Here is a 24,024-nt window from a genome sequence, read left to right on the forward strand (position 1 = left end):
GTGGCTACGCTCGCAACGTGCATCATTGTGGGTCATGACGAAGGCTTGGGCCCCGCAACGTTGGAAACGGGTGACAAGGGTGGTAACTCCTCCGCCAACCGTTCGCGGAATATTTTGCTGTTGTGGCGGATGTCGACTGGCAAAGGTTCGCTGCGGATGATGATTTCTTGAATACGTCGCGTGATGGGATTCCGTGAAGCCAACTCCAATAACTCAGCTTTCAAGGTCTCGCGTTGAGGGTCACTCGCCGGTTGGTCGGCTGGGTGAGTTTCTACAAGAATCACCGGAGTTTGATTGGGTCGTTCGCCACGACCGACCAGAGCGCTACGGTAAACCTTGGGGTGAGCATTGAAAACGGATTCACAGGGGATCGTGAAGAGTGTTCGGTTGTTCGTCACCACGCGGTGAGCCTTGCGACCACAAAACCAAAATCGATCCTCGGGGTCCAGGTACCCGCAATCCCCCATACGATGCCACACTCGGTCCTGATCGCGGACCTTATGCATCGAGTTTTGATCGCTCCGGACAACGTACTCGGTTGTCACCATCGGACCGGCAACCATCAATTCGCCAATCTTGCCTTGTGGACGCTGCTTCGTTTGCTGGATCTCTGTGATCGGTCCATCTTCGATTTCAATCACACGCCACTCGACCCCTTCGAAGCGAGTTCCGACGCAGACGCCCTTACCTTTGGCGGAGGCTGGGCCGGTTTCGGCGATGACTTCACGAGATTCAATCGATGCGATCGGAAGCGCTTCGGTCGCGCCGTAGGGCGTCATGATGATCGCATCGGGATTCAGCAATTTCCGTAGGCTTTGAAGGGTCGACGCCGGCACCGGTGCGCCGGCCGACAAGACCCGCCGCAACGTCGGAAAAGGCTCTTCGACGCCATGCTGTTCGCACCACTTCACAACGGTGTTCCACAGTGCTGGTGAACCAAACGCTTGGTCGACTTCCCATTGGGTCGCCGCTTCGATCAATCGTGCGGGGTTGACATCGGCGGGACGCGTCGGATCCATGTCGGGAATCACCGTGGTGACGCCCATTACGGCATCGAACAAACCGAACAGTGGGAAACAAGCCAGATCTCGCGATCCGCGACGGATGTCATAACGCTCGCGAATCCGGTCAATTTGTGCGTGGAAGGTCCCGTGAGTGTACAACACGCCCTTCGGTGGCCCGGTGCTGCCGGTCGTGAAGATGATGGCCGCTTGGTCGGAGGATCCAACGGTGGGCAAGACCGACGCGTCCGCAGTCGCCCCCATGTCCGCAATCTGACGCAACGTCTTGCCACCCCACAACCAACGGCGTCCCGTCGTCACGTTCCACTTTGCCGTTGGGAAACGCTTGCGAAGCACTGCGCGAACCAATTGGGCTCTGGGGATCCCAACGAAGCCGTCAACGTTCGACTCACTCAGACAGTCGACCAGGTGTTTTCGCCCAATACCAGGATCGATCAAGACCGCGACCACACCGGCTTTCAACAGCGAGAAAACCAACTCAATAAACGAGGCCCCGAAAGGCACCATCATGGCCAATCGCATCCCAGGTTGGATGCCCCAACGGATCAGTCCTTTGGCGATTTCGTCGCTGCGTTGGTCCAATTGTTCGAACGTCGTCAGATTGTAGGTTCGCAAACCATCGCGACGTGGCGGGCCGCTCGGTTCGGCAATCGCTATCGCCGCTGGGGTCAGCGACCGAATCACCTTCAGCCGCGCTGCGACATTTCCATCCGTTGGTGAGGGGCTCATTGTATTGCCTCGCGAACCTTGCTTGACTCGATGACGGTTTGCAGCATTTGGGTCGCGATCGGGACGTGGCTCGCCCCCTGCAACCCTTTCCACCCGGGAACGCCGTTAACTTCCAACACGCGTGGGGATCCATTGACCGAGTCGATGACGTCAACCGAAGCGATCACCAATCCCATCTCCTGAGTGACACGCCGTGCTAACTCGGACTGTTCGGAAGTCGGCTCAATCGCGACCGTCTTACCGCCTTGCGAATGATTGGTCCGGAAATCCAAGTCGTTTTCTCGACGAGCCGCGATCACATCGTCCCCAATCACCATCAAACGCGTATCACGGCCACCCGGCGGTACGAACGCTTGAATGTAAAACGCCGCATCGAGTTGCTCGAGCGTTGCAAACGTGTACCAGGCCAATTGCGCGTCCTGAATTCGCATCACTCCGCGTCCCTCACCACCAAAGATTGGCTTGACAACGCAATCACCGCCGAGTCGATGGAATGCGGCGACCGCTTCGCTGCGTGATTGAACGACGACCGTTTCAGGGACGGCGTAACCGAGTCGAGCCACGCGAGCGAGCGAGGCAAACTTGTCGATGGCGAGTTCGAGACTGGCAGGCGAATTGATCACGGGAACTCCGGCAGCGCACAGCCCATGCAACACCGCAAGCCGAAAGGTCACCTTCTCCAGCGACCCCGGCGGCATGGTCCGCGTCAAGACCGCATCGAAACGGTCGATCATCTCGGCCGATGAGCCATAGCCGTCACATCCAAGACCGACAACTTCTGGGGGCGTGGCAACACAAGCAAACAACGACTCGTAGTCGCTAAAGTGCAATTCGCAACCAAGCGTTTCGGCAGCCATCTTCAACTGGTTGGCGTGCCAACCATCGCCACATCCAAGCACCAAAATTCTGACTTGGTCACTCATGATTGAAACGACCGCAAAAGAATGCTGGTTTCAATGCTGCCGGCACGAAAGGTCCGCCCGCTGCGCAGATTATGGATCGCGATCACCGCCGGGCTAAATAAGAAAGGATCGACCTTGTAAAAGTCGTAATCGTAAGCTTTGAAAATCTCGGCGAAGGGGCGGCCGTGATCCGAGGAGTGGCTACTTGGGACTGCGTTCGCGACCGCATTAACAGCATCATCATCGTGATCGACCCACAACGTGACCGTTGCTCCGTAGAGGATCGCGTCGTTGGTGCGTCCAATCCCTGTCACCGTATCGCTTGGCCTTGCTGGCGGCGGAAGCGGTGCATGGCCGGTCGCTGAAACAACGCTCCGCACGTCAAATTCCAACGCATGTAGTTTATGTAGCGCCGTTTCAATCGATCGAGCGACGACTTGCACGCTGCCCGCGATCGAAGTGCTCGGCGCGATCGCGATTTGCACGTTAGCGGCCGGGACTCCACAATCCTTGGCGATCAATCCGACTGCGGACGTCGTCAACATCTTGTCGGACTCGAGCACCCCCACCACCTGATCGGCGGTCTCGATCAACTGCAAATCGACAAGCATCGGCTCGCGTCCACGGGCCGCACGCATCGGACCACTTCCCATTGCAAAAAAGTCATCGGTCGCCACAGGCCACCCGGCGTACTGACATGCCAAACCGGCGCCAATCGGATGGTCGGTTTGAACAAAGATCGCGTTGGGACTGGCGAACGTAGCGGAATCAGCCGGTACGATCACCACGTCCGCAAGGTCGCCCAGGCACAACCGCGCCAAACCGATTCCTGCGGCCAACGATCCAGCCGTATGGATCCCTGCGTCCAACACGGACGCTCCCGCAACCGTCGAAGCCATCATCCGCTGCCTCGCGGCGTTGCGGCAAAGGTGGTCAAAAAGTTTGCAGGCGAGTAAATTGAACATAGGCAAATGGTCGCCGAGGGAAGTCCGGTTGTCCAGCCGACCGAAATGCTTACCCCTGCCCAAAAACGCAAATATCGATCATCTTGAGGGGCCGGCGAAGTCACACGGCTTTGGACCACCGGCAAGATTCCGTAATCCCCAATCCCGACGTATTGGCGGTTTTCGACTACGTTTTTACGACTATCCCCATTATCCTCTCATGCCGTTAAGCATCGTTCATTATCCGCATCCCACACTGCGGTACCGCAGCAAACCCATTCGTCGCGTTGACCAAGCTCTGCGGGGAATCGCGGACGAGATGCTTGATTTGATGTACCAGTTCAACGGGGTTGGTTTGGCGGCCAATCAAGTGGACTTGCCGCTGCGTTTGTTCGTGGCCAATCCCGCTGGAAAACGTGACGAGGGGGAAGAGCTAATCCTCGTCAATCCCGAACTGCAAATGCCGCGTGGCAACGAATCCGACCAAGAGGGCTGTTTGAGTCTCCCCGGGTTGTACGGGCAGGTGAAACGCCCCAAAGCCATTCGTGTCAGTGCCTATGACTTAAAGGGGAACTCGATCGAACGCAGTGTCGATGGATTCTTGGCTCGAGTGCTGATGCATGAGAACGACCACCTCGACGGAGTGTTGTTCTTTGACCGGATGACCGACGAAGCGAGGCGGGAGCTGATCGACCCACTCGCAGAATTTGAAACCGATTTTCGCTCGCGACAATCAACCGGCGAAATTCCCACGGACGAAGACTTGATCGGCCGATTGGATGAATGGACCGAGCGATATGCCTAAGGATTTAAGCCAACCAGCGGAGTCGAAGCTGCGGATGATCATGATGGGCACCGGCCCGTTCGCGATCCCTTCGTTCGATGCACTTCGCCAAGCAGGTCACGCCATCGAGTTGGTGGTCACTCGGCCGCAGCCAGCGATGAAAAGCCGAAAAAAAACTCCCCCTTCGCCTGTTCGAGATTGGGCAGCCGAACATCAATTCGACTTGTTCGACCCCGCCAGCATCAATGACGATGCAGCGATCGAACACCTGCGCGCGGTATCGGCCGATTTGCTGGTCGTTTGCGACTATGGGCAAATTCTCAAGCCGTCAGCCTTGTCCACTGCATCGCTCGGTGGCATCAATTTGCATGGATCCTTGTTGCCCGCTTACCGAGGCGCCGCTCCGGTTCAACGCTCCATGCTCAGCGGTGATTCGGTGACTGGCGTTTCGGTCATTCATATGACACCCAAACTTGACGGTGGCCCGATCATTGCGACTCGCGAAACCATGATCGCAGACCACGAAACCGCAGGCGAATTGGAGGACCGATTGTCACGGATGGGGGTGGAAGCAACGAACGAAGCGGTCAATCAATTGATCCATTGGGATCGCGATAGCGAAATCGGAGTGGTTCAAGATCCCGCCTTTGCGACCCGTGCACCGCGATTGTCAAAAGCGGAGGGCGAAATCGATTGGAGCCAAACCGCGAGATTGATCGACTGTCACGTGCGTGGCATGCAACCCTGGCCGGTCGGTTACACCTTCGTTCGCGTCGAAGGAAAGGACGATCCGGTTCGCTTGGCGATTAAGCAAGTTCAAATGGTTGGCGAAGTCCCCTCGGACGTTCCCCCCGGGACGATCACCATCGATGGCGGATTGAAGATTGCTGCGCAAGATCGTTGGATCCAGATCGTGAAATTGCAACCTGCAGGAAAGCGAGAAATGGCGGCCGACGAATTTCTCCGAGGTCACCATCCAATCGCCATTGCGCATTGAGCCGTTGCTACGGCTTTCTCTTTACCCTCCCGCTCGCGGAGGCCGTGAATAGAGTTCCGCAAATTATAAATCGAACGTCCCACGTGGTCAAAGAGGGTGGCCATGGGCTGAGCGCAGCGATGCCCATGGATCACCGAATCATCCGGGCGAACGAATCCTCGCGAATCACGTGCCGCGACGATTGCCGTACCAGCGGATATGCATTCGATCGCAGTAATGGAAGCCTCGTGATTGAGTCCATGGACGCAACCAAGCCGCCGATTCATCAATCTCGTGGACTGCCATCCCTTGCGGCATCACCCAAACCTTTTCCGCCGCAGCTTGAAGCGATTCGACCACCTCCAGTAATTCGTTTTGATCCTCCTCGCAATCCACGACGAACTTAAGTTGAAAGTCTTCACTGCGCTCGATCAGCCGCCGCATGACCTCGATCGGCATCCGCCGTTGCTCGTGCCGTTCGCTCCAACGAGCATGCTTGATCGCATCGGGCGCACTGCTGCGAAATTTCGGGCTGATCGACAGCAGGTCGCATTCGACTTCTCGGTCAATCGTTCCCGCGGTTTCAATCGTGACATGATGGCCCGAGGCCCGCAGTGCGACCGACAAATCAACGGATTCGGGGTGCAGCAGAGGCTCACCACCGGTGAACACGACGTGCTCCAGTCCCACTTCGGCTGCTTCTTGCACAAGCGACTCCACCGATCGACGCTCACCTTCGGGATTCCACGATGCATAGGGGGTGTCGCAAAACCAACAACGCAAATTGCAGCCGCTGGTACGAATAAAGAAGCTGGGGGTGCCGGTTAACATCCCCTCACCTTGACGGCTCGTGAACGTTTCGGAGATGCGCAGCGCCACAGCCTCGGCCGAGGTCCCCTTGGTCGATGTTGCCGGAGCAGGTAAAAAATCAGAATTAGGAAGCGGAGAAATCAACTTTGAGCGAATCAGAAAATTTTGCGGGCATTTTGGAAGTCTTCGACAATCCAAGTCCCGCCCGGAACTATACCATCGAGCACCATTGCCCCGAGTTTACCTCGGTGTGCCCCAAAACGGGTCAGCCCGACTATGGGACGGTGGTCTTTACGTACGTACCCGACCAACGCTGCGTCGAGCTGAAAAGCTTGAAGATGTACTTACAGCGTTTTCGCAATGAAGGAATCTTCTACGAAGCGGTTACCAACCGAATCATGGACGACTTTCTCGCCGTCGTAAAGCCGCGTCAGGCGAAAATCGAGACCCGCTGGACGCCGCGCGGTGGGCTCTGCAGCAACATCACGGTTGAGTATCCTGAGCGAGATTGACAGATTTTTTCCGCCTTGGAGAGCAATTTCGGGCCGGTCGTGCCGTACGAAGTTGCTTCCGCATTCCTCTAACCTTTCCCAAATCCACCATGACCATTCCTGTTTTACTGAGCGGATTCGCTGACGAAGCGGCCAATGAAAAACAAGCCATCCAGCAATACTCCGCATTCGCTGCGCTCGGATTGAAGTATTACTCGATTCGTTTCATCGATGCAGGCGAAGGAATCAAAAACGTGATGGCACTCAGCGAATCGGAGATCGAGCACCTTGTCAAACTGCAGGGCGATTACGGATTGCAGGTCAGCAGCATCGGTTCACCAATCGGCAAAGTCAAACTGAAGGATATCGACGACGGCACCAGCAACAAGTACGTTCCGTTCGAGGAGTATCTGAAGTCAGACGTCCAAACCGCGTGTGATCGTGCCGAAGCGTTTGGGGCCAAGTTGATCCGAGGGTTCGCATTCTATCATCCCAAGGGAACGAAACCCGAAGATCATATCGACCAAGTCGCAGATCAATTAGGACAAATCGCCGAGGTCTGTGACCAACGCGGGTTGACATTCGGTCTCGAAGTCGAGGCCAACTTGGTAGGCCAAACAGGCCCCTTGCTTGAGGCGATCGCCACGAAAGTCAACCATCCCGCGATGCTGACGATTTTTGACGGAGCAAACATCGTCACGCAAGGCTTTACACCGGACGAGACCTACGGTCAGTATTTGGCGATGAAACCGAGTCTTGGATGGGTCCACATCAAGGACTACCACGACCCCTCGCCGACCGCTCGAATCGAACATGTCGATGAAGCGAGCCTGAGTAATTTTGTGCCCGCCGATCGTGGAGACAGTGGCCACGAAGCGATCCTCCGTGACATGAAGGACTTGCTGCCCGAGTTGAACCAACGAATGGTGTCACGTGGAGCCGCAGGGGTCTTCATGGATTTGGAACCCCATGTCAAAGGTGGAGGCCAGTTCGGCGGTTTCAGCGGCCCCGATGGTTTTGGCGTCGCACTTCGAGGCCTCTGCCGAGTTCTCGATTATGTCGGCATCCCGTACGAGCTGAGAAGTTTTGAGAACATCAAAGGCTGGGCGTAGCCAAGGGACCGCTTCCAAGTCGTTTCCGCTTCCCCCGCGAGACGGCAGAGGGACCATTGAGCGTTCAATAAGCGTCTGTGAATGATGGAACGCACGCCTGCCGAATGGCATGGGTACCTCCACCTCTCCACTCTGGCTCCCTTCTCCCCCGATTTTCGGAGGTCGTGCAGTTTTTAAGTTGTTGATTGAAAAAGACTTACAAGATTTACCTCTCTCTGGGAGAGGTCGAGCCTAAGCGAGGGAGAGGGAAAACGGGCTGCGATTACAACATGAAATTCCAGCACGGTTTCTATACCGGCCCTCCCCTTCGCTGCGCTCGACCCCTCCCGCTGCGCGGGCAGGGGTGGTTGGATACCTAAACACTTCAGCAGTCACAACTTAAAAACTGCACGACCTCTTTCGGTGGGAGAAGGGTTGGGGATGAGTGGGTGGCGGCAGCGTGATCGCGACAAAAAGCCGGTCCGCAATCCGTGTGAGGGACACGTGAGGTGATCTGCGTCGAACCCGGATTGTTGATGGATTCATGAAAACGCATCGTAAGCACTTTCCCGTGTTTGGTTTACAGCAGTGAGTCGAGAAACAGTCTGCGCACGTTGGTGCAACGGATTTAGCCAGCATTTCTTAACCGATGCCGCCTCAAACGCGCGTCTAACTTTGGAAATGGGATAAATCAAAGATAAAGACCATGGATATGGTCAAAGATGACAGCCGGGCGTGACGGCGAAGCGAAACCCCCCGGAAACGTGTTCCTTCATCAAACCCTCGACCACGTGCGTGGTCGCAGCGGGTAGCCGGGGGTGAGAGCGAAGCGAAAACCCCCGGAAACGTGTTCCCTCATCAAACCCTCGACCACGACGTGGTCGCAGATTCCGGCGTGGTTCCGCGATGACCACGACGTGGTCACTGCAACTGGGCACTCTCGAAGTTGGGTCTTCTCGAAGGGCGGTACACCAACTTGCACCACCAAAGCTCCAGTCTAGTGGACCGTCATGGTTAAAACTGCGAGTTGGGACGTAGTGGACTTCGCCAGAAGTCCCTAAGAACATTTGAGTTACGGATTTCTGGCGAAATCCACTACCCTAAAAGCTAATGCTGACGGTCCACTAGAGCAATCGTCCGTCTTGCAACTCGCGGCGCTGCTGGAGTGCCGCCGCTAAGGTTTCGCTGTGAGTCACCGCAATCAGGATGACGCCACTTTCACTTTGCAGTGACAACAACAACTCGGTCACCGCGTCCGCCGTTCGGCGGTCAAGGTTACCTGTCGGCTCGTCCGCCAAGATCAACGAGGGCTGCATCACCAACGCCCGCGCGATCGCGACCCGCTCTCGTTCCCCACCCGATAACTCGCTCGGTAGATGACCGATCCGGTCCGACAATCCCACCGAATGCAATAAATGCTCGGCGCGAACAAAGGATTCCGACTTGGGCTTGCCATGGGCCAACGCCGGAATCAAGACGTTCTCAATCACCGTCAACTGCGGCAACAAATGATGGTCTTGAAACACAAACCCAATGTGCTCGTTGCGAAATGCCGCCAACTGTTTTGGCGAAAGCTGAAAAGGATCCTGCCCATCAATGTGCACCGATCCCTGATCCGGATGGTCGAGGGTGCCGAGAATGTGCAGCAGCGTGCTTTTGCCACTACCGCTCGGGCCGACGATCGCTAACGATTCGCCAGCGGTTAAGTCGAGTGACACGCCATCGAGGACACGCAGCGAATCGGCTGCGGTGGCGTAGGACTTGGAAACGTTTTCAACCTTCAACTGGCTTTCGTTACTCATCTGCCTATCCAATCATCTCACATAGCGAAAGGGTCGCGAGTCCATAAAACGTGTACTCCACATCCGTCACGTCATCAAGCACCAACCCCACAAAACCGCCGCGATCGCGCTGCATCGACGTTGCGTAGCGACGGATCGCAGCGACGTCGATGGCCGACGCCGCGTCCAGATCCGTCAGCGTCAACAATCCGGTGAAGGAACTGAGCAAATCAGCGAACGGGATCCGCGTGTTCGCCGTCATGCCTCCCTCCTCTGACTGCATGTCCGATAAAAACTCGATTGTTGCCGTGTGGTCAAACGCATCAAGCTGACGCAGCGTCTTCAAGGTTCCGATTGCTGCCGCCGTCGGATTGACTCCCGCCCGTTTGGCGGCGCGGATCTCTAAAAAGCCACCCTCTTGATGCGACTGAGAGGCAAGGAAACGTAAAATGCCATCAACATCCTGGACAGGAATTTCAATCAATTCGTGACACAACAGCGATAAGAACGTTTGGTAGGTGCTGCCAGCGCGGCCTTCGGGTGTTTTGGCAAATCCGCCGTCATCGGTTCGTAACGTCGCCAGCAGTCCGGCGATGTTGCTCCGCCACGTTGCATCCGCGTCATCAATCACCACGACGCCGGCAGCCAATTCGCAAATGGCGGCGCCAAAAACGAGCGAGATCAAATCGACAATCGATTCGCGGGCCTGCATCCGGCTACGTAGAAACGCCGCAGCGCTGCCGGCGACGTCATGATCCAATGCCCCCAAAATCCAGAGCCCACGGAGTGCAAACGCGGTGTAATAGGGATCGCTTTCCCCTTCACGACCAGCGAACCCGCCATCGGGCCGCTGCTGAGCGACCAACCAATCGGCATGCCGGTCACGCAAACTCGCCGGTAACTTCGGCGCACCGAGCGCAAGTCGAAACGTCAATTCCTGCAAATAGCTCAGTGTTGGCTCGCAATCGCTCACGCGGTCCCTTGAGGATTGAAGTACTCAGGTTCGTTCCCTTGCTTCCACTTGATGTTGCACCCGATCGACGGTGTCTGCTTTTCGCTCGGCCAATCGCCGGCCAAGACCGCATCGATTGCCGCCCGCAGATCCACCCCGGTCACAGGAATGTCGGTCTTCGGTCGACTGGAGTCCAATTGACCGCGATAGGCCAATTTCATATCGCCCGCTTGCGATTCCGGTGCGAACAGAAAGAAGTCGGGAGTGCAAGCGGCATGGAATCGCATCGCAACCGATTGGTCCTCGTCGTACAAGTAAGCAAACGAATAGCCCCGATCTGCCTTTTCTTGCTTCATCGCTGCCGGGGAATCTTCCGGATAGTTCGCGGCGTCGTTGCTGCTGATTCCGACCACGCCCACTCCCTTAGCCATGTATTCATCGCTGAGCAACCGGAGCTGTTCGGCAACATGCTTTACGAAAGGACAATGGTTGCACATGAAGATCACCAACAACGCTTTCGAATTCGAAAAATCCGCAAGCGAGACGGTTTGTCCGTCGCAATCCGGCAACTGAAAATCGGGGATCGAAGTCCCAAGCGGCAACATCGTACTGGCGGTTCGAACCATGAAACTAGCCCTCGAATTCAAGGAAAATGTAAAAAAGATGTCAGATGTCAGGGGTCAGGGGTCAGATTTTTGTTTTCCTTGCTCACTGCTCACTGCTCACTGCTCACTGCTCACTGCTCACTGCTCACTGCTCACTGCTCACTGCTCACTGCTCACTGCTCACTGCTCACTGCTCACTGCTCACTGCTCACTGCTCACTGCTCACTGCTCACTGCTCACTGCTCACTGCTCACTGACATCTGCTCACTGACATCTGCTAACTGCTAACTGCTAACTGTCATCTGTCATCTGCTCCCCCTAACGCAACCGGTTCAGCAAACGCCCCGGGCTTCCCATCGCGTGGTACCCCCCATCAACGTGCAGAATCTCGCCGGAAACCCCGCTGCTCAGATCGCTCAACAAGAACGCCCCGGTCGCCCCAACCTCGTCATGGCTGACATTCTTCCCAAGGGGTGCGACTTCTTTATAGAGGTCCAACATCCCGTCGACGCCCGCTGCACGACCGGCCAACGTACGGATCGGACCCGCTGACAACGCATTGACTCGCACATCTTGCGCTCCCATTTCGAAAGCCAAGTAGCGAACGGCCGCCTCCAGAGCCGCTTTGCAGACTCCCATGACGTTGTATCCCGGCACACAACGTTCGCCACCAAAGAACGTCATCGTTGCGATCGCGGCCCCAGGATTCAAAATGGGACGAGCTGCATTGGCACAGGCGAGCAACGTGTAGACGCTGATATCCATCGCCAATTTGAAGCCCGCTCGACTCGTTTCGACGGTTTCTCGAGACAAATCGTCGCGATCGGCGAACGCGATCGAATGCAGCAAAAAGTCGATCTTACCGAACTCCTTGGCGGTGTATTCAAAAACACTGCGGATATCTTCATCTTTTTGCGCATCCATAGGTATCAGGAACTTGGCGTTCTCGTACGGATCGGTCAATTGTGAGACACGGCGGCGGCTTCGTTTGCGAGGATCGTCCGCGCGATCAGGAAGATGGGTAAAACCGCACTCACCGCCCGACTCCATGATTCGTTTCGCGATTGCCCAAGCGATCGAATGATCGTTGGCAACGCCCAGTATCAGACCTTTTTTGCCTGCAAATTGCATTATTTCTTTCCTATTAAGCTTGCCGATTAACCCTGCCCGGTGAGGGATCGCAGGGCACAGGATAACGGCAAAGCACCTAACTCGTCTATTTGCCTTAAAAAATCGACCTCGACCGTTTTTGGCGGGGATCAATTTCGCAAAATGTACCGCGGGGTACGGTTTGTCGCATCCCATCGAATCTCGCTCGTCGGTATACTGTATATCTATTCATTCGGAGTTCTTTTTGATGACACATGGACAAAATCTCCCCTATCCCGATGAGGTCGGGCCTGACGGGATTGAGGTGCGTCTGTCACTCGAGATCTTCAAGACGCTGCAATCCAACTTTTCTCGCAGCGAATTCTTGGTGTCCGCCATTCCTGGTGTTCTGCAGTCGATGGGCAGCCAAGTGGGCGGGTTGGTCTGTCAACGTCGCGGCAAATGGGACCGAGAATGCTGGGTAGGCGAGAAAACGCCCTTTCCCGACGATTTGGTCAGCGAAGCGCTCGATAACGGGTTGCCGACATGCAACGAAGAGTGGTTTGCTGCCCCGTTGGACGCAGGTCATCTCTCTGACGACGATCTTCCCGATCCTTCGGTTTCCGCTTCGGCACTCGTCTTTCGTCTTGCCAGTCGTGATGGATCAGTTGATAGCTCTCGCGCGTCGAGCCGAGTGCGATCGGCTGCCAATCTGCTCGCTGGTGCTCTCGACCGAATCGACAGCCACGACCGCCACGTTCGGCGCATTGAACAATTGTCGATGGTGCTCAAAGCGGCCGCCCAATGGCAACAGATTGGCGAGGATGAGACGCTGTTGGAATGCATCGCCAACACGGCCACTAGGTTGCTGCGTTGTGAACGCGCCAGTATTTTCTTATGGGACCGGCGACGGAGCAAGTTGATCGGGCGGCCTGCCTTAGGGGTCGAAGGCCGATCGTTGGAAGTCGACGATGATGCGGGCGTCGTTGGCGAAGTGCTGAGGACGGGGGAAGCCAAGATTTGGAGCTTCAGTAGCCGGGATGACGAGCGACGCGTGAATCGGTCGGTCGACGAATCGCTCGATTTCAAAACGCGTTCTCTCGTTGCCGTTCCGATGGTCAGCCGACCGGTGGGCGAGCAACGCGAAGAAACGATCGGCGTGTTCGAGGCGATCAACCATGTCGACGGCGAATTCGATTCGCTCGACATGTCGGTGCTGTCCGACTTGGCCCTGCATGCCGCGGTTGCGATCGAAAGTCTCAGGACGCGGCAATCGCTGCGAGAATCGCGTGACCGGTTGGTCAGCGATGCGGCATCGGCATCGCCGTTGTTGGGCAGCCATCGGTCGATCGAGATGATTCGCAACAGTGCCAAGAAGGTTGCCGCGACCGATTTGAATGTCCTGGTACTCGGTAGCAACGGGACTGGCAAAGAAGTATTGGCCCGCCAAGTTCATTACGAAAGCAAACGGCGGCATGGCCCGTTTATCGCCGTCAACTGCGCCGCACTGGTGGAATCGTTGCTCGAAAGTGAACTCTTTGGGCACGAACAAGGGGCGTTTACCGATGCCCAACAAACTCGGATTGGCAAGTTTGAACTGGCCAAGGGAGGCACGCTGTTCCTGGATGAAGTTGGCGATTTGAGTGCCGGCGGCCAGGCAAAGTTGCTGCGAGTGCTCGAAGACAAGGTGGTCGTGCGAGTCGGAGGGGCAACCGCAATCCCGGTCGATGTGCGAGTGATCGCGGCAACGAACCAACCGCTCGAACAGCGGATTGCCGAGAAACGTTTTCGCGAGGATCTCTTTTTCCGGCTCAATGTCGTCTCGTTAACCTTGCCGCCGCTATCACAGCGAGGCAGCGATGTCATCGAGCTCGCCGAGCATTTCCTCGCTCAATTCTGCTACCAGATCGGTCGTCCCGTGCCGACGCTCGACGACACCGCGCGGCAAGCGTTGTTATCGCACGCTTGGCCCGGCAACATCCGCGAATTGCGGAACACGATCGAACGCGTCAGTTATCTGTGTGTCGAGCAGACCATTGAGGCCGACGATTTGATGCTCAATGGGCCCACGGGAGCACGCGCACCCCGAGGCAGCGATTCCGCTTTCTTAGCCTCGTTGCCACACACCCTGGGCGAAGCAACGCGAGACTTCCAGGTGGCGCATATCGAGCGAGCGATTGACATGTCCGGAGGCAACATGACGGCCGCAGCGGAACGATTAGGGTTACATCGTTCGAACTTATATCGAAAGATGAGGCAACTCGGAATGCCCACCTCCGCCAGCGAAGCAGCCGACGAAAACGACCTAGGATAACGCGTTGGAGTTCAGGCTTTAGCCGCATCCGAGCAACCGCTGGAGTTCAGCCTTTAGGCGATCGGCTCTCAGCAGTCAGCTTTCGGCTATCAGCAGTCAGATCACAGGCGACAGCAAGACGAAGATCGCCAAAAGCGAGCGTCCGACTGAGGAAATCCCGTCACCCCGATGATTCATCCGTCCAAATCTATTCCCCGTAACTCTATGTATGCAATCAGCTTACATGGATTGAGTAAAAAACAGACTGCGCACGTTGGAGTCGTAGGCTTTAGCCGATTCAGCAAGGATCCAGCACGCAATCGGCTCAAGCCTACCACTCCAACGAATCATCCGGGTTAGCGTGAAGAATGACGACCACGAACGTGGTCACAGCCATTAGCCGGGGGTCGTGCGAAACGAAAAACCAATGGAAATGGTTCCTTAGTCAGCAAGCAGCTAGTTCAATACCTTTACGCCCGCTGGCGTTGTATTCCAAAGCCTAGGGTCGCGCCGCGGCGAAGTCGCAGAGCGCATCCTAGTGGCCCCCTGGAGTCAAACCGCTTCGCGGTAAATAGAGTTCCGAAACTTATTTACCGAACGTCCTTACGGGATCAACAAAGGCTTTTGTGTACGTCATCCGTGGGCAATGTGCGTTACAGGCTGGAGGCCAATCCCCACGTATTTCCCGCGAGATCCTTAACATCTGGCATCGCAGGCCATTGCGGTATGGAAGAGGGATACGCCAACGGCGTTACATTCCAGAGCCCAGGGTCGCGGCTCCGCCGCGCACCCTGGGATCGCTAACACTCGATCCATTTTACCCCGAATGGGGTTGTACAAATCATCCGAAGCCTCTTCCCAACGGCCGCAGAGGCCACGGATACGATACAATCGTCTTTCACGATCAAACCCGCACCGACGACCCCGCAACCGCGAGCGAGAGAACCATTGAGTTTGCAAAGAACCCTCGAACCTGAATCGATGGACACGATGGAAGAGGCGATCTTGTATGTGGAGATGAACCATGCCGAGGTCAACCGGCTGTTCGCCGAGGATCTGTTCGCAGGCGGCCCCGTCGGTCCACGGGTCATCGATCTTGGGTGTGGTCCCGCGTTGATCGCGATCGAGATCGCCAGTCGTGATGGAGAGTTGCAGGTGATGGGGATCGATTCCGCCGTCGAAATGCTCGACATGGGTAAACGGCAAGTCGACATGGCCGGGTTATTGGGGCAAGTTTTCCTGCAACACGCCGACTTGAAGCAGATGGGCGATTTCGAAGACGGTATGGCGGACACAGTCGTCTGCAACAGTGTGCTGCATCACTTGCCGCAGCCCCGTGTGGGACTCGAGACGGCCCTGCGGCTTGTCAAGCCAGGCGGCCGGGTATTTATCCGCGATTTGTACCGTCCCGAAACCGAGCAAGAGGTCGAGCGATTGGTCGAACTTCACGGGACCGGGGAACCCGAGGCAGCCCGTCAATTACTCCGCCAATCGCTTCACGCGTCGCTGACACTCGGTGAGGCAAAAGCCCTCGCCGAATCCGCCGGCATCTCACCCGATGCCATCCAAATGACCAGCGACCGCCACTGGACGTTAGATTGGAAGGAAGGAAGTTAGCTATCAGCCGTCAGCCGTCAGCGTTTGCAGCTGACCGATTTGAGTTCTTGCTGCTCACTGTCATCTGACATCTGAAAACTGATTCCCGCCATTGTCGATTCTGGGCGAGGTGACCAGAATAGTGGAACCGTAGCCACACAAAGCAGCGTTTTAGGCGGACGCTGAGGGGGGGGGCTGGGAGTCTTCACTGGCATTCGCCCGTGCGATGCATCTGCATCCTTTCCGTACCGATCCACCCGATTCGGGGACAACAGCTGAAGCAGCGTCCGTTGTCACCCAAGTGGACGAAGTCCGCGCCCGCTGATCCGCTGGAGTTCAGGCTTTAGCCGAAGAGAGCAAGATCACAGTCATCAGATCACAGACAACAGCAAGACAAGATCGCCTAAAGGCTAAACTCCAACACGCGCTGGAGTTCAGGCTTTAGCCGCAAAAGAGCAGACAACAGACGTCAGTTCACACGCAACAGCAAGAAGGAAAGAAAAACCGGCGTCCGGATGAGGAAGTCGATTCCTACCAAAACACCGAGAATGACGACCACGACGTGGTCACAGAAGGTAGCCGGGGGTCGAGCGAAGCGACAACCCCCGGAAACGTGTTCATCCACCGAACCCTCGACCACGACGTGGTCGCAGAAGGTAGCCGGGGGTCGAGCGAAGCGAGCAACCCCCGGACCCGTATCCATCCACCGAACCCTCGACCACGACGTGGTCGCAGAAGGTAGCCGGGGGTCGAGCGAAGCGAAAACCCCCGGACCCGTGTTCATTCATCAAACCACCGACCACGACGTGGTCGCAGATGCCTGACTGGTTCTGCGATCCCTCGCAGGATCGGGCTGTCCGGCTCGGATCCATCATCCGCCGGCATCACTGCGATCCGTCACGGCTACCCTCTTCGACCACGCTCATGGTCGAAGAGGGTAGAAATGCTAAGCCAACAAGATCGACTAAGGGACCATCCGCAAATAGGTTACCGAATTTAATTGTAGCGGCAGGACGCAAGCCCAATACCGCTAAGTCGAGATGTGTTTTGGTTAGCGGAGCGGCGCAAGTCGCCCGGTCTTTTGAGGGAATTGGCGAGCCCTCGGCACCGGACGGCTTGCGCCGTGCCGCTAAGACGGTAACTTATTCGCCGACCATCGCCTAAAGGCTAAACTCCAACGCGCTGGAGTTCAGGCTTTAGCCGCAAAATCAGCTCACAGTCGCCAGATTTCAGACAACAGCAAGAAGAGCCGGGCAGAAACGCAGATCCCCCTCCCCCCCTGTCATCTGCTCACTGTCATCTGCAAACTGCTCACTGTCATCTGCAAACTGCTCACTGTCATCTGCAAACTGCTCACTGTCTCCTGACTCCCCTCCCCTCCCCTCCTTCCCCCTGTTCCTTATGGCTTCCGAAAAACTGCCTCCATTCGCTTCTCAATGGGCCAAGCAATGGAAACATGCGGGTCCGCGGCTCGAAGCGATCCGTGACGAAGAACTGAGGCAAACGGGCTCGCAGCCACGAACTCGAGGGACGCCAGCGATCTTGTTCGAAAAGTACCCCGAGAAGAACGGGTTGTGTGTCATGCAGCGGTGGTTTGCACGCCAACAGCTCTTGCAGTTGCATCGCAACGTTTCAACGGACGATTCGACAAAACCAGAATCATCGTCTTTGAAGGGCCCACAATGACCTCATCCCCCAACTTTGACTTTTCGCACTTGGTCCTAGCGGAACTCAAAGAAGAACCGGAAATCATCGACACGCTGAATCAACTCAGAGACAGCTGATCGCTGTTAGCCGACCGCCAAAAGCTGATTACCCGAAGCAAATCAACCACGGAGTCACGGAGAGACACAGAGAAACAACGCTGACTGAGCACAACTCCGTGTTCCTCGGTGCCTCTGTGGTAAACACCTGCTTCCTGATGCCTTTTCCCTGTTCGTGTCATTCGCATGATTCGTGGTCAATCCCGTCCGCCCACTGCTTACTGAGAGCGGTCAACCGACCGGGGCCATAACAAGGTCGCCTGAAGGCTAAACTCCAACACGCGCTGGAGTTCAGGCTTCAGCCGCAAAGAGTCAGATTACAGTCACCAGTTCACAGACAACAGCAAGAAGGGCCACGCAGAAAGCCTTGCTTCCCTGCTAACTGTCACCTGTCATCTGTCGTCCACCGTCTGATTTCCTCCGCCCCTTCCCCAAGTAACTATTTTCCTTGTCAAAACGCATCATCATCACCGGCGGAGCTGGCTTCATTGGCTCCAATCTTGTTCGCATGGCGGTCGAGGCCGGCCATCAGGTGCTCAATCTGGACTGCCTCACGTATGCAGGCAACCTCGCTTCGCTTGCTTCCGTCGCAAAGCATCCGGCATACCAATTTGCCCAGGTCGACATTACGGACGCCGACGCGGTCAATGCACGCGTTAAAAACTATCGACCCGATGCGGTGATGCATTTGGCGGCGGAAAGTCACGTCGATCGCTCGATCGACGGCCCGGGGCAATTCATCCAAACGAACGTGATCGGCACGTACAACCTGCTGCAATCAAGTTTGAACCATTGGCGCTCTTTGCCCCCAGAAGATGCCGATCGATTTCGTTTCCTGCACGTTTCCACGGACGAAGTTTACGGATCGCTTGGCGCGGAGGGGAAATTCACAGAAACCACTTCCTACGACCCGCATTCCCCTTACTCGGCGACTAAGGCATCGTCTGACCATCTCGCGCGGGCTTGGCACGACACCTACGGCTTACCGGTATTGGTAACCAACTGCAGCAACAACTACGGGCCTTACCAGTTTCCCGAAAAGCTGATCCCGGTTGTGATATTGAAATGCCTTCGTGGCGAGAGCATTCCGGTCTACGGCAAAGGGGAAAACATTCGCGATTGGCTCTACGTCGACGATCATTGTCGAGCGCTGATGGCAGTCGCCAATCATGGCAAGCCTGGTGAGACTTACAACATTGGTGGGAACAACGAACGAACCAACCTGCAACTTGTGCAATTCCTTTGCGTCCTGATGGACGAGCTTTCCCCCAAAACCATTCCCAATACCTCCCCTCGCCCCGGTTCGGGGAGAGGGGTTGGGGGAGAGGGGGCCATCGCACTCGCTTCTAGCCACTCTAGCTTAATCACCTTCGTGACCGACCGGCCCGGCCATGATTTGCGTTATGCAATCGATGCGACGAAAATTGAGCGAGAGCTCAACTGGCGTCCTCAAGAAGATTTTGAGAGCGGCTTTCGCAAGACCGTTCAATGGTACCTGGACAACCAGTCATGGTGGCAGTCGATCCCAAGCAACGAATGGGCAGGAAGATGAAGGGCATCATTCTCGCTGGCGGATCTGGCAGCCGCTTGCATCCGTTAACGATCGGCATGTCCAAGCAGATGATTCCGGTCTTCGACAAACCGATGATTTATTATCCGCTGTCGGTGTTGATGCTATCGGGGATTAGCGAGGTTTTGATCATCTCGACGCCAGTGGATTTGCCAAATTTTGAGAGATTACTCGGCGATGGTGCCGCACTCGGATGCTCCTTTCGATACGCGGAGCAGCCGGAACCGAAGGGTGTGGCCCAGGCGTTTACGATTGGCGAGTCCTTTATCGGAAGCGACAAAGTTGCGTTGATTCTGGGTGACAACCTATTTTATGGATCCGGTTTTGGAAGTTGGATCCGCCGGAATACGGATCCCGATGGAGCGGTCATTTTTGCAGCCTGGGTCAGTGCCCCGGAGCGATACGGGGTGGTGGAGTTGGATTGCCAAGGCAAGGCGATTTCGATTGAAGAGAAGCCGGTCAAGCCAAAATCGAATTACGCGATCCCTGGTCTCTACTTCTACGACAACCAGGTTGTCGAGATTGCCAGGAACATCAAGCCCTCGGCGCGAGGCGAACGGGAGATTTCGGCGATCAACAACGAGTACCTCGATCGGGGCAGTCTCACGGTGAAGGTCTTTAATCGAGGGATTGCCTGGCTTGATACCGGCACCTTTGCGTCCCTCAGCGAAGCATCGACGTTTGTTCGAGTGATCGAGGAACGGCAAGGACTGAAAATTGGCTGTATCGAAGAAGTCGCGTACTACATGAATTACATCGATCAGCCCACGCTCCTCGAGTTGGCAGAGCGCTACAGCAATAGTGGATACGGAGACTATCTACGAAACGTTGCCCACTGGCCCCGCATCACCGACAACTAACGAGGCAGCATTCAGTAGTCGGTTCCATCGAAGTTCCGCCACGAACCACCCCTCACACCCAGCCGATCGCTCTGACAAATGTCTTTTGCAAGCTGACTGCCGAAAGCTATCAGCTATCAGCCGAAATCCGACCGCCGAAAGCTGCCCCCTGCCCCCTGCCCCCTGTCCCCTGACATCTGACATCTGACATCTGACATCTGACATCTGCTCCCCCCCCCCTTTTCCTCAAATCCCCTTCCATCGTCCCGACCGACAATCTCTCGGATCAATTGTCTTTGTCTGTCGATGAAACGATTGCCGAAGGGACGAGGGACAGGCAAGATGTAGGGACAGACGGGAAGGAGGCACCCAACGCTTTCAAAAACCCCCTGTCACCCAAGTGGACGAAGTCCGCGCCGACTGCAGCGCGCTGGAGTTCAGGCTTTAGCCGCAAAAAGTCAGATTACAGTCATGTGCCAGCTGACTGCTGATCGCCACTTCCAACCACAGAGTTCACCGAGAAGCACAGAGATCCCCCCGCACAAAGACTCTGTGTCACTCCGTGCTCTCTGTGGTAAACACCAAACACCAAACACTCCATTCCTCATTCCTCCACTGCTTCGTGAAAACTGTCCACTGAGAACTGCTTTCCTTATTCAATTAACTTCCCCCTTCATGCTGTCCACCGAAACTCTCGAAGCCTATCGACGCCTGACTCCCGCGGAACGTCTGCAACTGACGTTTGAGTTATGCCGCCCGGCATGGAAAGCCCTAACGGAAGGGGATCCAAAGTTGGTAGCCCGCCGACTGGCGCGTTTGCGACAAGAAAACAGTACGCGAACCCGGCGGATTAGCGAGGGGTTCCGACGTAGCGAACAACGTCTCATCGACACGCCAATGTCAAAACCAGATGCCTAAGTCGATCGAGGATGTCCTTTTTGAAATCGTCAGCGTCTGCGAGTCGATGGAGCTGGACTTTGCGATCATGGGCGAGACTCCCTTTCAACAGTCGATCATGCAACGGCGGCAGCGGTTTGAATTGTCAAGTCATTGGTTGTACTTCGTCACCCCTGAGGACCTGATCTTGCTGAAACTGCTCGCGAATCGTCCGCGCGATTTGGGCGATGTTGCCGATGTGATCTTCGTGCAAGGCGAGCTGGATCAAAAATACCTCCAGCAGTGGGCTGGCATCCTTGGCATCACCGACCGCCTCAACGAAAACCTGACGCCTGACGCCTGACCCCTTCACTTTCCTGAGAACTGAGAACTGAGAACAGATCTCTATCACCGATGTGGACGCTCGTCCGCGCCGACCGAACCTGCTGGAGTCCAGGCTTCAGACGCAAAAAAAGTCACAGACAGGTGGCAGCGGTCAGCTCTCAGCTTTCGGCTTGCATGTGACCGTGACCTGACCGCTGACCGCTGATAGCTGACCGCCGAAACACTAAACTCCAACACCGCTGAAGTCCAGGCTTTAGCCGCCGATTCGCGTAGTTTCGAGCCCCCTCCAACACTGCAAATCAACCACAGAGTCACCGAGAAGCACAGAGCCCCCCCTGCACCAAGACTCTGTGTCCCTCTGTGCCTCTGTGGTAATCACCTGTTTCCTGACGCCTGACATCTGACTCCTGACTCCTAACTCCCCCTCTCCCAACTTGTCAAAACGCATCATCATTACCGGCGGAGCAGGCTTCATTGGCTCCAATCTTGTTCGCATGGCGGTCGAGGCTGGCCATCACGTGCTCAATCTGGATAGCCTCACCTATGCGGGCAACCTCGCTTCGCTTGCTTCCGTCGAGAAGCATCCGGCATACCAATTTGCCCAAGTCGACATTACGGATCCCGACGCAGTCAATGCTCGCATTAAAAGCTTTCGACCCGATGCGGTGATGCATTTGGCGGCGGAAAGTCACGTCGATCGATCGATCGACGGCCCCGGTCAATTCATCCAAACGAACGTAATCGGCACGTACAACCTGCTGCAATCAAGTTTGAACCACTGGCGTTCATTGCCTCCGGAAGAGGCCGATCGATTCCGTTTCCTGCACGTTTCCACGGACGAGGTCTACGGATCGCTTGGCGTGGAAGGAAAATTTACCGAAACGACGCCGTATGACCCACATTCGCCTTATTCGGCGAGCAAGGCATCGTCCGACCATCTCGCTCGCGCTTGGCACGACACCTACGGGTTACCGGTACTGGTAACCAACTGCAGCAACAACTACGGCCCCTACCAATTTCCCGAAAAGCTAATCCCGGTAGTGATATTGAAATGCCTTCGTGGCGAAAGCATTCCGGTCTACGGCAAAGGGGAAAACATACGCGATTGGCTCTACGTCGACGATCATTGTCGAGCGCTAATGACCGTGGTCAGTCAAGGCAAACCCGGTGAGACTTACAACATTGGTGGGAACAACGAACGAACCAACCTGCAACTTGTACAATTCCTTTGCGACCTGATGGACGAGCTTTCCCCCAAAACCATTCCCAATACCTCCCCTCGCCCCGGTTCAGGGAGAGGGGCCGGGGGAGAGGGGGCCATCGCACTCGCTTCTAGCCACTCTAGCTTAATCACCTTCGTCACCGACCGGCCTGGGCATGATCTTCGCTACGCAATCGATGCAACGAAAATCGAACGAGAGCTCAACTGGCGTCCCCAAGAAGATTTTGAGAGTGGCTTTCGCAAGACCGTTCAGTGGTACCTGGACAAACAGTCATGGTGGCAGTCGATCCTCAGCGGTGATTACCGACTCGAGCGCCAGGGCGTCAACCAAACCTAGAGAGTCTTAATTCAATCACTTCTAGCGACTAGCTCCTAACCTCTAACTACTACTTCCCATGACACCCTCTCGCTCAAACACTCGCCGCTCGCCGCTCACAGCTCGCAAAGGCATTGTTTTAGCGGGTGGATCTGGATCGCGATTGCATCCTGTGACGAGAGCGGTCAGCAAGCAACTGCTGCCAATCTACGACAAGCCGATGATCTACTATCCGCTTTCGGTACTGATGCTAGCCGGAATTCGAGAGATCCTGGTGATTTCGACGCCCGATGACTTGCCTATGTACCGAAAACTGCTCGGCGGTGGCGGGGATTTTGGGATTCGATTGACTTATGCAGAACAACCACGGCCTGATGGATTAGCACAAGCGTTCTTGATCGGTGAGGAATTCATTGCCGGCGATCCGGTGACGCTGGTTCTTGGTGACAATATTTTTTATGGGCAAGGGTTTTCACCGAAACTGAAAGCCGCTGCCCAGCAAACCATGGGTGCGACCGTGTTCGGTTACGAAGTCCACGATCCAGAGCGCTATGGAGTTGTTGAATTTAACGCGGACGGTAGAGCGATTTCGCTCGAAGAAAAGCCGAGTGTTCCCAAGTCGAACTTCGCGGTTACCGGCCTTTACTTCTATGACAATCAGGTTGTCGAGATTGCTAAGTCGATCAAGCCTTCCCCGCGAGGCGAGTTAGAAATCACATGCGTGAATCGTTGCTATCTTGAAAAAGAGATGCTAAATGTCGAGGTACTCGGCCGCGGTCACACTTGGCTTGACACGGGAACGCACGACAGCCTCCTGGAGGCATCCATGTTTGTCAAAACGATCGAGCATCACCAAGGATTCAAAGTAGCATGCTTAGAAGAGATTGCGTTTAAAAAGAAGTGGCTCAGCGTAACGCAGCTTGAAGCAGTTACCGCCAGTTTAGGAAAAACATCCTATCGCGATTACCTTGATAGCTTGCTCGCCAGCCAAGTCTCTAATGGTTGAGTGCCAGATAGCTCGCCCGCGC

Annotated in this window: 21 protein-coding genes; 13 read left to right on the plus strand and 8 right to left on the minus strand. The window is 55.8% G+C overall.

Annotated features, from left to right (window positions below; translation table 11 throughout):
- Positions 1-32 precede the first annotated feature (32 nt).
- Genes Poly41_RS26190 through mch form a run of 3 tightly spaced genes read right to left on the minus strand, consistent with a single transcriptional unit; the run spans position 33 to position 3,618 of the window.
- Complete coding sequence (locus Poly41_RS26190; RefSeq protein WP_146530322.1) at positions 33-1,751, minus strand: fatty acid CoA ligase family protein; 1,719 nt, start codon at positions 1,749-1,751, stop codon at positions 33-35.
- Positions 1,748-2,674, minus strand: coding sequence for an ATP-grasp domain-containing protein (locus tag Poly41_RS26195; protein ID WP_146530323.1), 927 nt, complete (start codon positions 2,672-2,674; stop codon positions 1,748-1,750). Before Poly41_RS26195 ends, Poly41_RS26190 begins: the two co-directional genes overlap by 4 nt.
- Entirely contained in the window at positions 2,671-3,618 is a 948-nt protein-coding gene (gene mch / locus Poly41_RS26200) for a methenyltetrahydromethanopterin cyclohydrolase (protein WP_146530324.1), read from the minus strand. Before mch ends, Poly41_RS26195 begins: the two co-directional genes overlap by 4 nt.
- Positions 3,619-3,817: 199 nt before the next feature.
- Between mch and def the strand changes: the two genes are divergently transcribed.
- Together def and Poly41_RS26210 are read left to right on the plus strand one after the other, a co-directional pair.
- Positions 3,818-4,402, plus strand: coding sequence for a peptide deformylase (def, locus tag Poly41_RS26205; protein WP_146530325.1), 585 nt, complete (start codon positions 3,818-3,820; stop codon positions 4,400-4,402).
- Positions 4,395-5,378, plus strand: a complete 984-nt coding sequence (locus Poly41_RS26210; protein WP_146530326.1) for a methionyl-tRNA formyltransferase — start codon at positions 4,395-4,397, stop codon at positions 5,376-5,378. The genes def and Poly41_RS26210 overlap by 8 nt, the downstream gene beginning before the upstream one ends.
- 165 nt (positions 5,379-5,543) lie before the next feature.
- Here Poly41_RS26210 and Poly41_RS26215 read toward each other — a convergent pair whose 3' ends face one another.
- The gene (locus Poly41_RS26215) at positions 5,544-6,188 is read right to left on the minus strand and encodes a 7-carboxy-7-deazaguanine synthase QueE (RefSeq protein ID WP_197231645.1); all 645 of its coding nucleotides are present in this window, start codon (positions 6,186-6,188) and stop codon (positions 5,544-5,546) included.
- Positions 6,189-6,313: 125 nt separating this feature from the next.
- Here Poly41_RS26215 and queF point away from each other — a divergent pair, with 125 nt between their 5' ends.
- Together queF and Poly41_RS26225 are read left to right on the plus strand one after the other, a co-directional pair.
- Complete coding sequence (gene queF / locus Poly41_RS26220) at positions 6,314-6,679, plus strand: preQ(1) synthase (RefSeq protein WP_146530327.1); 366 nt, start codon at positions 6,314-6,316, stop codon at positions 6,677-6,679.
- Positions 6,680-6,768: 89 nt separating this feature from the next.
- A complete protein-coding gene (locus Poly41_RS26225) occupies positions 6,769-7,770 on the plus strand; it encodes a sugar phosphate isomerase/epimerase family protein (protein WP_146530328.1) in 1,002 nt (333 codons plus the stop codon).
- A 1,103-nt stretch (positions 7,771-8,873) separates the two neighbouring features.
- Here the strand turns inward: Poly41_RS26225 and Poly41_RS26230 are convergent.
- The 4 genes from Poly41_RS26230 to Poly41_RS26250 form a co-directional block, all read right to left on the minus strand.
- On the minus strand, positions 8,874-9,551 hold the full coding sequence (locus Poly41_RS26230; protein ID WP_146530329.1) for an ABC transporter ATP-binding protein: 678 nt from the start codon (positions 9,549-9,551) through the stop codon (positions 8,874-8,876).
- 4 nt (positions 9,552-9,555) lie between these two features.
- Positions 9,556-10,503 carry a prenyltransferase/squalene oxidase repeat-containing protein gene (locus tag Poly41_RS26235; protein WP_231615955.1) on the minus strand — a complete coding sequence of 316 codons (948 nt, stop codon included), beginning with the start codon at positions 10,501-10,503 and terminating at the stop codon, positions 9,556-9,558.
- Positions 10,500-11,108: a thioredoxin family protein gene (locus tag Poly41_RS26240; protein ID WP_146530330.1), complete on the minus strand. Its 609-nt coding sequence runs from the start codon at positions 11,106-11,108 to the stop codon at positions 10,500-10,502. Before Poly41_RS26240 ends, Poly41_RS26235 begins: the two co-directional genes overlap by 4 nt.
- Before the next feature lie 297 nt (positions 11,109-11,405).
- Positions 11,406-12,218 (minus strand): enoyl-ACP reductase FabI, encoded by an 813-nt coding sequence (locus tag Poly41_RS26250; RefSeq protein WP_146530331.1) that lies wholly within the window; start codon positions 12,216-12,218, stop codon positions 11,406-11,408.
- Between the two features lie 226 nt (positions 12,219-12,444).
- On the opposite strand from Poly41_RS26250, the gene Poly41_RS26255 reads away from it, so the two are divergent.
- From Poly41_RS26255 to rfbA (Poly41_RS26295), 9 genes are all read left to right on the plus strand, one after another.
- Positions 12,445-14,490: a sigma-54 interaction domain-containing protein gene (locus tag Poly41_RS26255; RefSeq protein ID WP_146530332.1), complete on the plus strand. Its 2,046-nt coding sequence runs from the start codon at positions 12,445-12,447 to the stop codon at positions 14,488-14,490.
- A 927-nt stretch (positions 14,491-15,417) separates the two neighbouring features.
- On the plus strand, positions 15,418-16,086 hold the full coding sequence (locus Poly41_RS26260; protein ID WP_231615956.1) for a class I SAM-dependent methyltransferase: 669 nt from the start codon (positions 15,418-15,420) through the stop codon (positions 16,084-16,086).
- 1,380 nt (positions 16,087-17,466) lie between these two features.
- Positions 17,467-17,751 carry a hypothetical protein gene (locus Poly41_RS26265; RefSeq protein ID WP_146530333.1) on the plus strand — a complete coding sequence of 95 codons (285 nt, stop codon included), beginning with the start codon at positions 17,467-17,469 and terminating at the stop codon, positions 17,749-17,751.
- Positions 17,752-18,336: 585 nt separating this feature from the next.
- Positions 18,337-19,380, plus strand: a complete 1,044-nt coding sequence (gene rfbB, locus Poly41_RS26270; RefSeq protein ID WP_231615962.1) for a dTDP-glucose 4,6-dehydratase — start codon at positions 18,337-18,339, stop codon at positions 19,378-19,380.
- Positions 19,377-20,258, plus strand: a complete 882-nt coding sequence (gene rfbA, locus Poly41_RS26275) for a glucose-1-phosphate thymidylyltransferase RfbA (protein WP_146530335.1) — start codon at positions 19,377-19,379, stop codon at positions 20,256-20,258. The genes rfbB (Poly41_RS26270) and rfbA (Poly41_RS26275) overlap by 4 nt, the downstream gene beginning before the upstream one ends.
- Before the next feature lie 654 nt (positions 20,259-20,912).
- Positions 20,913-21,155 (plus strand): hypothetical protein, encoded by a 243-nt coding sequence (locus Poly41_RS35110; RefSeq protein ID WP_146530336.1) that lies wholly within the window; start codon positions 20,913-20,915, stop codon positions 21,153-21,155.
- On the plus strand, positions 21,148-21,477 hold the full coding sequence (locus Poly41_RS26285; RefSeq protein ID WP_146530337.1) for a hypothetical protein: 330 nt from the start codon (positions 21,148-21,150) through the stop codon (positions 21,475-21,477). The genes Poly41_RS35110 and Poly41_RS26285 overlap by 8 nt, the downstream gene beginning before the upstream one ends.
- A 475-nt stretch (positions 21,478-21,952) precedes the next feature.
- A complete protein-coding gene (gene rfbB, locus Poly41_RS26290; RefSeq protein ID WP_231615963.1) occupies positions 21,953-23,017 on the plus strand; it encodes a dTDP-glucose 4,6-dehydratase in 1,065 nt (354 codons plus the stop codon).
- A 58-nt stretch (positions 23,018-23,075) separates the two neighbouring features.
- Entirely contained in the window at positions 23,076-24,002 is a 927-nt protein-coding gene (gene rfbA, locus Poly41_RS26295; protein WP_146530339.1) for a glucose-1-phosphate thymidylyltransferase RfbA, read from the plus strand.
- Positions 24,003-24,024: the final 22 nt, after the last annotated feature.

Origin of the sequence: Novipirellula artificiosorum, assembly GCF_007860135.1 — a bacterium.
Classification (GTDB): domain Bacteria; phylum Planctomycetota; class Planctomycetia; order Pirellulales; family Pirellulaceae; genus Novipirellula_A; species Novipirellula_A artificiosorum.

Coding starts and splice junctions, on each gene's coding strand:
- Poly41_RS26190 (WP_146530322.1), bottom strand. CDS start 1,751: ATGAGCCCCTCACCAACGGATGGAAATGTCGCAGCGCGGCTGAAGGTG.
- Poly41_RS26195 (WP_146530323.1), bottom strand. CDS start 2,674: ATGAGTGACCAAGTCAGAATTTTGGTGCTTGGATGTGGCGATGGTTGG.
- mch (WP_146530324.1), bottom strand. CDS start 3,618: ATGTTCAATTTACTCGCCTGCAAACTTTTTGACCACCTTTGCCGCAAC.
- def (WP_146530325.1), top strand. CDS start 3,818: ATGCCGTTAAGCATCGTTCATTATCCGCATCCCACACTGCGGTACCGC.
- Poly41_RS26210 (WP_146530326.1), top strand. CDS start 4,395: ATGCCTAAGGATTTAAGCCAACCAGCGGAGTCGAAGCTGCGGATGATC.
- Poly41_RS26215 (WP_197231645.1), bottom strand. CDS start 6,188: ATGTTAACCGGCACCCCCAGCTTCTTTATTCGTACCAGCGGCTGCAAT.
- Poly41_RS26225 (WP_146530328.1), top strand. CDS start 6,769: ATGACCATTCCTGTTTTACTGAGCGGATTCGCTGACGAAGCGGCCAAT.
- Poly41_RS26230 (WP_146530329.1), bottom strand. CDS start 9,551: ATGAGTAACGAAAGCCAGTTGAAGGTTGAAAACGTTTCCAAGTCCTAC.
- Poly41_RS26240 (WP_146530330.1), bottom strand. CDS start 11,108: ATGGTTCGAACCGCCAGTACGATGTTGCCGCTTGGGACTTCGATCCCC.
- Poly41_RS26250 (WP_146530331.1), bottom strand. CDS start 12,218: ATGCAATTTGCAGGCAAAAAAGGTCTGATACTGGGCGTTGCCAACGAT.
- Poly41_RS26255 (WP_146530332.1), top strand. CDS start 12,445: ATGACACATGGACAAAATCTCCCCTATCCCGATGAGGTCGGGCCTGAC.
- Poly41_RS26265 (WP_146530333.1), top strand. CDS start 17,467: ATGGCTTCCGAAAAACTGCCTCCATTCGCTTCTCAATGGGCCAAGCAA.
- rfbB (WP_231615962.1), top strand. CDS start 18,337: ATGGCGGTCGAGGCCGGCCATCAGGTGCTCAATCTGGACTGCCTCACG.
- rfbA (WP_146530335.1), top strand. CDS start 19,377: ATGAAGGGCATCATTCTCGCTGGCGGATCTGGCAGCCGCTTGCATCCG.
- Poly41_RS35110 (WP_146530336.1), top strand. CDS start 20,913: ATGCTGTCCACCGAAACTCTCGAAGCCTATCGACGCCTGACTCCCGCG.
- Poly41_RS26285 (WP_146530337.1), top strand. CDS start 21,148: ATGCCTAAGTCGATCGAGGATGTCCTTTTTGAAATCGTCAGCGTCTGC.
- rfbB (WP_231615963.1), top strand. CDS start 21,953: ATGGCGGTCGAGGCTGGCCATCACGTGCTCAATCTGGATAGCCTCACC.
- rfbA (WP_146530339.1), top strand. CDS start 23,076: ATGACACCCTCTCGCTCAAACACTCGCCGCTCGCCGCTCACAGCTCGC.